At 68.2% G+C, this 7,928-nt stretch carries 6 protein-coding genes; all 6 read left to right on the top strand.

Annotated elements, in window-relative coordinates; translation table 11 throughout:
• On the top strand, positions 1-2,317 hold a 2,317-nt coding region (locus ACLFKU_RS41850), incomplete at its 5' end, for a GH92 family glycosyl hydrolase (RefSeq protein WP_410853142.1).
• A 118-nt stretch (positions 2,318-2,435) separates the two neighbouring features.
• The gene (locus ACLFKU_RS41845) at positions 2,436-3,479 is read left to right on the top strand and encodes a LacI family DNA-binding transcriptional regulator (protein WP_410853141.1); all 1,044 of its coding nucleotides are present in this window, start codon (positions 2,436-2,438) and stop codon (positions 3,477-3,479) included.
• A 98-nt stretch (positions 3,480-3,577) separates the two neighbouring features.
• A complete protein-coding gene (fucP, locus tag ACLFKU_RS41840; protein WP_410853140.1) occupies positions 3,578-4,834 on the top strand; it encodes an L-fucose:H+ symporter permease in 1,257 nt (418 codons plus the stop codon).
• A gap of 7 nt (positions 4,835-4,841) precedes the next feature.
• Positions 4,842-5,837, top strand: a complete 996-nt coding sequence (locus tag ACLFKU_RS41835; protein ID WP_346478073.1) for a carbohydrate kinase family protein — start codon at positions 4,842-4,844, stop codon at positions 5,835-5,837.
• Complete coding sequence (locus ACLFKU_RS41830; RefSeq protein WP_410853139.1) at positions 5,834-7,027, top strand: AGE family epimerase/isomerase; 1,194 nt, start codon at positions 5,834-5,836, stop codon at positions 7,025-7,027. The genes ACLFKU_RS41835 and ACLFKU_RS41830 overlap by 4 nt, the downstream gene beginning before the upstream one ends.
• A 123-nt stretch (positions 7,028-7,150) precedes the next feature.
• Positions 7,151-7,928, top strand: a 778-nt coding sequence (locus ACLFKU_RS41825; protein WP_410853138.1) for a glycosyl hydrolase 2 galactose-binding domain-containing protein, incomplete at its 3' end; no start/stop codon positions are given.

The following is a 7,928-nucleotide window of genomic DNA, read 5'->3' as shown; positions in this document are numbered from 1 at the left end:
CAAGGACGATGGCAATACGTTCCCGGGCGCCTCGGCGCCGTTCGGCCTGATCCAGGTCAGCCCGATCGGTGAGCACTACGCCGGCTGGCGCTACGACGATCCCAAGATCCGCGGCTTCGGCCACTCCTTCCTGTCCGGCGCGGGCTGCTGGGAGCAGGGCGGCCAGGTGTCGGTCCTTCCGGTGACCGGCAGCATCGGCCCGGGTGGTGACTTCAACACCGACGACGCCAAGAGCTTCGACCACAAGCGCTACGCCTCGAGCTATACGCACGACGGTGAAGTCGGCCAGGCCGGCTACTACAAGGTGCGCCTGACCAATTACGGCGGCATCGATGCCGAGGCCACCGCGCGCACCCGCGCCGCGGCCGAGCGCTACACCTTCGCCGCCGATGCGACGACCGGCCACGTGCTGGTCAACCTTGGCCAGGCCAACGAACGCCATTCGGTGATCGGCAGCGTGGTCGACGTGGTCGGCGACCGTGCCGTGGAAGGCAAGCTGGTGACCAAGAGCTTCTGCGGTGGGCATCAGTACACCACCTGGTTCCGCATCGAGTTCGATCGCCCGTTCAAGGCGTTCGGTACCTGGGGCGAGGGCGGCGGCCTGCCGGGCGCACGCCATGGCATGGAGGGCGAGCTCAAGCCCAGCGGTGCCTGGCTCAGCTTCGACCTGGCCAAGGGCCGCGCCGTGACCGCGGTCAGCGCGATCTCGCACGTGGATGCCGAAGGCGCGCGTGCCAACCTGCGCAGCGATGGCATGCAGGGCGATCGCCTGCTCGGCTTCGACCAGATGCGCCAACTGGCGCAGCAGCAGTGGCGCAAGGAGCTGGCCGCGGTGCGCGTACAGGGCGGCAGCACCGATGACCGCACCGTGCTGTACACCGCGCTGTACCACGCGCTGCTGCAGCCGCTGACCGGCAGCGATGCCGATGGCCGCTACCGTGGCTACGACGACGCGATCCATCGTGCCGATGGCTGGACCTACTACGAGTACTTCTCGCTGTGGGATACCTACCGCGCACAGAACCAGTGGCTGGCGCTGACCAAGCCGGAGGTCGCGCGCGATATCGGCCGGACCCTGCTGGCCATCGAAGCGCAGGGCGGCTGGCTGCCGCGCTGGGGCTATGCCAACTTCGACACCAACATCATGACGGGTGATCCGGTCACGCCGTTCCTGGTGGACCTGTGGCGCTTCGGCGCGCTCGCCGGCCGCGAAGGCGAGGCTTACACCGCGCTGCGCAGGAACGCGTTCGAGGTGCCGCCGATGAACTCCCGTCATGAGGGCCGTTCGGGCAACCCGAGCTATCTGGCCAACGGCTACGTGCAGTACGACCGCGCCTTCCCCTCCAAGGGCATGGACGTGGATCCGCACCACGGTGGCTCGGCGACGCTGGAATACGCGCTGGCCGACTGCGCGCTGGCACAGATGGCCGATGGCCTCGGGCATGCCGCCGATGCCGGCGTGCTGCGCGAGCGCGGCCGCAACTGGCACAAGGTGTGGGACCCGTCGGTGCGGGACGAGGAGGGCGACTTCAACGGTTTCCCGCGTCCGCGCATGGAAGATGGCGCGTGGTACCTGCCCGCCGACGGCACGTACAGCCCGCGCTCGCACCATGGTTTCCATGAAGGCACCGCGTGGCAGTACCAGTGGCTGGCGCAGCAGGACGTGCCCGGCCTGGTCCAGGCCATGCACGGTCGTGAGCAGGCGGCCCGCCGTCTGGATACGTTCTTCGCCTATGACGCACTCGTGAAGTCGCCGCTGACCGCCGCGCGCAAGGAATGGGTGGTCGGGCCGTACAGCTATTACAACCAGTACCGCTACAACCCCAACAACGAGCCGGACCTGCACGCGCCGTGGATGTACACGCTGATCGGCCAGCCGTGGAAGACCGCGACCGTGGTGCGCGCCGCGCAGCAGCTGTTCACCAACGCGCCCAACGGCGTGACCGGCAATGATGACCTGGGCACGATGTCGGCCTGGTACCTGTTCAGCGCGCTCGGCCTGTATCCGGCGGTGCCGGGCAGCGGCGAGTTCCTGCTGCATACGCCGCGCTTTGCCCGTGCCGAGATCGATCTGGGCCAGGGCAAGACACTCACCTTGAAGGCGCCGGGCGCCGATGGCCGTCAGCTGCAGTACGTCCAGAACGTCCAGGTCGACGGCCGCGCGCATGCGCCGGTGTGGCTGGACTGGGCGCAGCTGCAGCGCGGTGGCACCATCTCGTTCGCACTGGGCAGCACCGCCCCGGAGAACGGCTGGGGCACCCAGGCCGAGGCGCTGCCGGCCTCGTTCTGCGCCACCCCCGGCGCCGTGCTGGAATGAGCGGCGCACCCGCCTGCGCCGAGGTCGTCCCCCTGGGGCTGACCGCCGGCACGGGCGCGGACCGCTGGCCAATGCGATCGTTTAGGCTTGCACCTTGCTTGAGGAACCCGACGACCCGATGAAAGACAAGGCCACCCCCGCCGGCAAAGGCACGCGCGCGGTCACCGTGACCGACATCGCCGAAGCGATCGGCGTGTCGCGCGCGACCGTGTCGCTGGTGCTGCGTGGCAGTCCCCTGGTGAACGTCGACACCCGTGCCAAGGTGGAGGCCGAACTGCGGCGCCAGCGCTACGTGTACAACCGCGGCGCGGCCAACCTGCGTCGGCGCACGTCCTCGAGCGTGGCCCTGGTCATCAACGACCTGTCCAACCCGTTCTTCGCCGAATTCGCCTCCGGGGTGGACGAAGCGCTGGGCGGCAAGGGTTTCGTGACCCTGCTCGGCAGTACCGGTGAATCGCCGGAGCGCCAGCAGGCCGTGCTGACCACCTTGATGGAGCACATGCCGGCCGGGCTGATCCTGTCGCCGGCCGAAGGCAGCGATACCGGGCAGCTGCGGCAGGTGCTCGGCCACGCCAACGTGCTGTTGTTCAACCGCGAACTGCCCGGCGCAGAGTGGGACTTCCTGACCCTGGACAACCAGCAGGGTGCCTACCTGGCCACCCGCCATCTGATCGAACAGGGCCACCGCCGCATCGCGTTCTATGGCGGCCATGCGGTGTCCAGTTCGTGCCATCAGCGTCGTACCGGGTATGCGCAGGCGCTGGTCGAGGCGGGCATGCCGGTGCAGCCGGCGTGGCTGATCGAAACCTCGCCGAGCCGCCTGGATGCGGCCGCGCGGACCGGCGAGCTGTTCGCGCTCGGTGACGTACCGACCGCGGCGGTCTGCTACAACGACAGCGTCGCACTGGGCCTGATGCTGGGCCTGGCCTCGCGCGGCGTGCAGCCGGGCCGCGACTTCGCGGTGACCGGTTTCGATGATATTTCCGAGGCCTCGGTGGCATCGCCGCCGCTGACCACGCTGACCGTCAACCCGCGCGAGCGCGGGCGGGAGGCAGCCGAACTGCTGTTGCTGCGTCTGGACCATCCCGACGCCGCGCCGGCCCGTACCGTTGCACCGGTCCAGCTCCGCGTTCGCGAGAGCAGTGGCGCGATGACCGTCTGATGGTTTCCCCAATCACCTGCTCGCGCACCGAGGCGCGTACCTGAATGCCCATCTCTCCTACGCCCCGCCTCCCATCCTCATCCGCCGCTGCGCCCGTGGTGAACACGCGCGTCGCGCTGGCCGTGGCGACCACCATCTTCTTCATGTGGGGGTTCCTCACCTGCCTCAACGACATCCTGATCCCGCATCTGAAGGCGGTGTTCGAACTGAACTACGCCCGCGCGATGCTGGTGCAGTTCACCTTCTTCGGTGCGTACTTCCTGATGTCGCTCCCGGCCGGCCGGCTGGTCGCGCATCTGGGCTACAAAAAGGGCATCGTGGCCGGGCTGGCGATTGCGGCGGTCGGTGCGCTGGGCTTCTGGCCGGCGGCAGAACTGCGCGTGTACGAGGCCTTCCTCGGCGCCCTGTTCGTGCTGGCCACCGGCATCACCGTGCTGCAGGTCGCGGCCAACCCATACGTGGCGCTGCTTGGCCCGGAGCAGACGGCCTCCAGCCGCCTGACCCTGGCCCAGGCGCTGAACTCGCTGGGTACCGCGATCGCGCCGATCTTCGGCGGGCTGCTGATCCTGGGCAACACGGTCAAGAGTGCCGACGAGATCGGCGCGCTGCCGGCCGCCGAGCAGATCGCCTACCGCGTGCAGGAAGCGCAGTCCGTGCAGGGCCCGTACGTGGGCCTGGCCGTGGCGCTGTTCCTGCTGGCGGTGTTCGTCTATCTGTTCCGCCTGCCGGCGCTGACTGAAACCACCGAGCAGGCCGATACCAGCAAGCACACGCTGCTGGATGCACTGCGCCATCGCCACGTGCTGTTCGGCGTGCTGGCGATCTTCTTCTACGTGGGTGCGGAAGTGTCGATCGGCAGCTTCCTGGTCAACTACCTGTCGCTGCCCAACATCGGCGGCTTCACCGAGAAGGAAGCCACCCATTACGTCTCGGCGTACTGGACGCTGGCGATGATCGGTCGTTTCGCCGGCTCGGCGATCATGACCCGGTTCTCGCCGCGCGTGCTGCTCACCCTGTTCGCGGGCATGAACGTCGCACTGCTGGCGCTGACCATGCTCAGCCAGGGACAGGTCGCGTTGTACTCGATCGTGGCGGTGGGTCTGTTCAATTCCATCATGTTCCCGACCATCTTCGCGCTGAGCATCGAACGCCTGGGCACGTTGACCAACAAGGCCTCCAGCCTGCTGATCATGGCCATCGTCGGTGGCGCGGTGGTGCCGTACCTGCAGGGCCTGCTGGCCGACAGCATCGGGCTGCATGAGTCCTTCATCCTGCCGCTGCTCTGCTACGGCTACATCATCTTCTACGGCCTGTCCGGTTCGCGCCCGGCCGTCGGATTCCGCCAGGGAGCTTGAGGCCACGATGTCCAAGATTGTTTGTTTCGGCGAGATTTTGATCGATCTACTTGCCCAGCCGCCGGCCACCCCGGACACCCCGCGCGCCTTCCTGCAGTACGCCGGTGGCGCACCGGCCAACGTCGCGGTAGCGGCGGCAAGGCTCGGTGCGGATACCCATTTCGCCGGCATGCTCGGCCAGGACATGTTCGGCGACTTCCTTGCCGAGAGCCTGGCCAGTGCCGGCGTGGCGACCGACTGCATCGTGCGCACCGACGCGGCCAAGACCGCGCTGGCGTTCGTCGCGCTGGACGCCAGCGGCGAGCGTAGTTTCAGTTTCTACCGCCCGCCGGCGGCCGACCTGCTGTTCCGCAGCGCGCACTTCCACCCGAACTGCTTCGACGGTACGCGCAGCTTCCATGTGTGCTCCAACAGCCTGACCGAGGCGGAGATCGCCGATGCCACGCTGGAGGGCATGCGTCGCGCCCGCCAGGCCGGTGCGATGGTCAGCCTCGATCTCAACCTGCGGCCGGCGCTGTGGCCGACCGGTGTCGACCCGCTGCCGCGGCTGTGGGAAGCGCTGTCGCTGGCCGACCTGGTCAAGCTCTCGCGCGAGGAGCTTGAGTACCTGGCGGCCTCGGTGCCGGGCGGTGACGCCGCGGTGGTCGAGCGCCTGCTCGCCGCGCAGGCCCAGGCGGTGGTGATCACCGACGGCGCCGCACCGATCCGCTGGCATACCCGCCATGCCCACGGCGTGCTCACCGGCTTCCGCGTCACCACCGTCGATTCGACCGCGGCCGGCGATGCCTTCGTCGGCGGCCTGCTGTTCGGCATCGGCGAGCGCGGCGGTGACGGCGCCGGTTTCGCCGCGTTCTGCCAGGACCCCGCCGGGTTGGTCGAGGCGATCCGCTTCGGCGCGGCCGTCGGTGCATTGGCCGTGACCCGCAAGGGTGCTTTCGCCGCGATGCCCAGCCTCCATGAAGTCCAGCAACTGCTGCAGCAACAACAGGATGACGCCGCATGACCACGCCGGTTCCGCCAACCCCCGACTTCCGCTCGCCCGCGTTCCTGCGCGCCCACATCGCGCAGACGATGGCGTTCTACCAGCCGCGTGAAATCGATCCGAACGGCGGCTTCTTCCACTACTACCGTGACGACGGCAGCGTGTATGACGCCCGCCACCGTCATCTGGTCAGCAGTACCCGCTTCGTGTTCAACCATGCGATGGCCTACCGCGAATTCGGCAAGCCCGAGGACCTGGCGGCGGTCGAGCATGGCCTGCGCTACCTGCGCGAGGTGCACCGCAATCCGTCGACCGGCGGTTATGCGTGGACGCTGCGCGATGGCGTGGTCGAAGATGCGACCAACCACTGCTATGGCGTGGCCTTCGTGCTGCTGGCCTACAGCTGCGCGCTGAAAGCCGGGATCGGCGAGGCGCGTTCGTGGATGGACGAGACCTGGCAGCTGCTGGAGACGCGCTTCTGGGAACCGGCGTTCGGCCTGTACAAGGACGAAGCCGACGCTGACTGGCACTTCAGCGACTACCGTGGCCAGAACGCCAACATGCATATGTGCGAGGCGATGCTGGCCGCGTTCGAGGCGAGCGGTGAGCAGCGCTATCTCGATCGTGCGCTGCTGCTGGCCGATCACATGACCCGTCGCCAGGCGGCACAGGGCGATGGCCTGGTGTGGGAGCACTACGACACCCAGTGGCAGATCGACTGGGACTACAACCGCGACGACCCCAAGCACCTGTTCCGCCCGTGGGGCTTCCAGCCGGGCCACCAGACCGAGTGGGCCAAGCTGCTGCTGATCCTGGATCGCCACGTGCAGGCCGACTGGCTGGTACCGACGGCGCGGCATCTGTTCGATGTGGCGGTGGAACGCAGCTGGGACGCCGGGCGCGGCGGGCTGTATTACGGCTTCGCGCCGGATGGCAGCGTCTGCGATGACGACAAGTATTTCTGGGTGCAGGCCGAATCGCTGGCCACCGCCGCGCTGCTGGCCACGCGCACCGGCGACGCCGCGTACTGGGACTGGTACGACAGGTTGTGGGGCTACGCCTGGCAGCACATGATCGATCATCGCCATGGCGCCTGGTATCGCATCCTGGATGCGGACAACCGCAAGTACAGCGACGAGAAGAGCCCGGCGGGCAAGACCGATTACCACACCATGGGCGCCTGCTACGAAGTGCTCAACGTGGTGCGTTGAATCCGGTAGAGCCGACCGTCGGTCGGCTGCTCTGGAACCCGGAAGCGCCGACCGTCGATCGGCTCCCAAAATCCCGGTAGAGCCGACCGTTGGTCGGCTGCTCCCACAGCCAGGCAGGTCCCCATGCGCGCGCGCAGCCGTCTCCATGTCATTGCACCGGCCTGCTGGCTGTTGCTGGTCCTGCTGGCAGCATGGGCACTGCCCGTGGCAGCCACCCCGCTCGCGGCGGAGTGGTCATTCCGCCTGCTGCCCGGCGATGCCCAGCTTGGTGCCCACCCGCAGCTGGCCAAGTGGCGTGCCGCACAGGTGCCCGGCGCGGTGCATACCGATCTGCTGGCGCAGGGGCTGATTCCCGATCCCTACGTCGGCGCCCCCGAGGCTGGCCTGCAATGGATCGGCCTGGCCGACTGGGAGTACCGTGCGCAGTTCGATGTGGATGCGGCGACGCTGGCGCGCGCGCATGCCGAGCTGGCGTTCGACGGCCTGGATACTTTCGCGACCGTCACCCTCAACGGTCAGCCGCTGCTGCAGGCGAACAACAGCCATCGCACCTGGCGTGCGCGGGTCGATGGCAGGTTGCGCGCCCGCGGCAATGAACTGCGCATCGTGCTGCGCTCGCCGATCCGCACGCTGCTGCCGGACGTGCAGGCGATGCCGCACAAGATCGCCGGCAACTACCCCTCGCCCTATGGTGATGAGCCCAAGGACGCGATGGTCGGCAATTTCGTGCGCAAGCCGGGCTACCACTTCGGCTGGGATTGGGGGCCGCGTTACGTGGCCGCCGGCATCTGGCGCCCGGTGCGGCTGGAGAGCTGGGGCGCACAGCGGTTGACCGCGGTGGCCGTGCAGAACCGTGCCCTGGATGCGGCCCACGCGGACCTCGAGGTCGCGGTCGAGGTGG

Source organism: Paraburkholderia sp. EG304, from assembly GCF_046543485.1.
Classification (GTDB): domain Bacteria; phylum Pseudomonadota; class Gammaproteobacteria; order Burkholderiales; family Burkholderiaceae; genus Paraburkholderia; species Paraburkholderia youngii.
Note: the sequence above shows the minus strand (reverse complement) of the source record. Positions and strands in the feature narration are given on the sequence as shown.

What these genes read in the sequence shown, in the direction of transcription:
- ACLFKU_RS41830 (WP_410853139.1), top strand. Translation starts at nt 5,834, where the DNA reads ATGACCACGCCGGTTCCGCCAACCCCCGACTTCCGCTCGCCCGCGTTC.
- ACLFKU_RS41845 (WP_410853141.1), top strand. Translation starts at nt 2,436, where the DNA reads ATGAAAGACAAGGCCACCCCCGCCGGCAAAGGCACGCGCGCGGTCACC.
- ACLFKU_RS41835 (WP_346478073.1), top strand. Translation starts at nt 4,842, where the DNA reads ATGTCCAAGATTGTTTGTTTCGGCGAGATTTTGATCGATCTACTTGCC.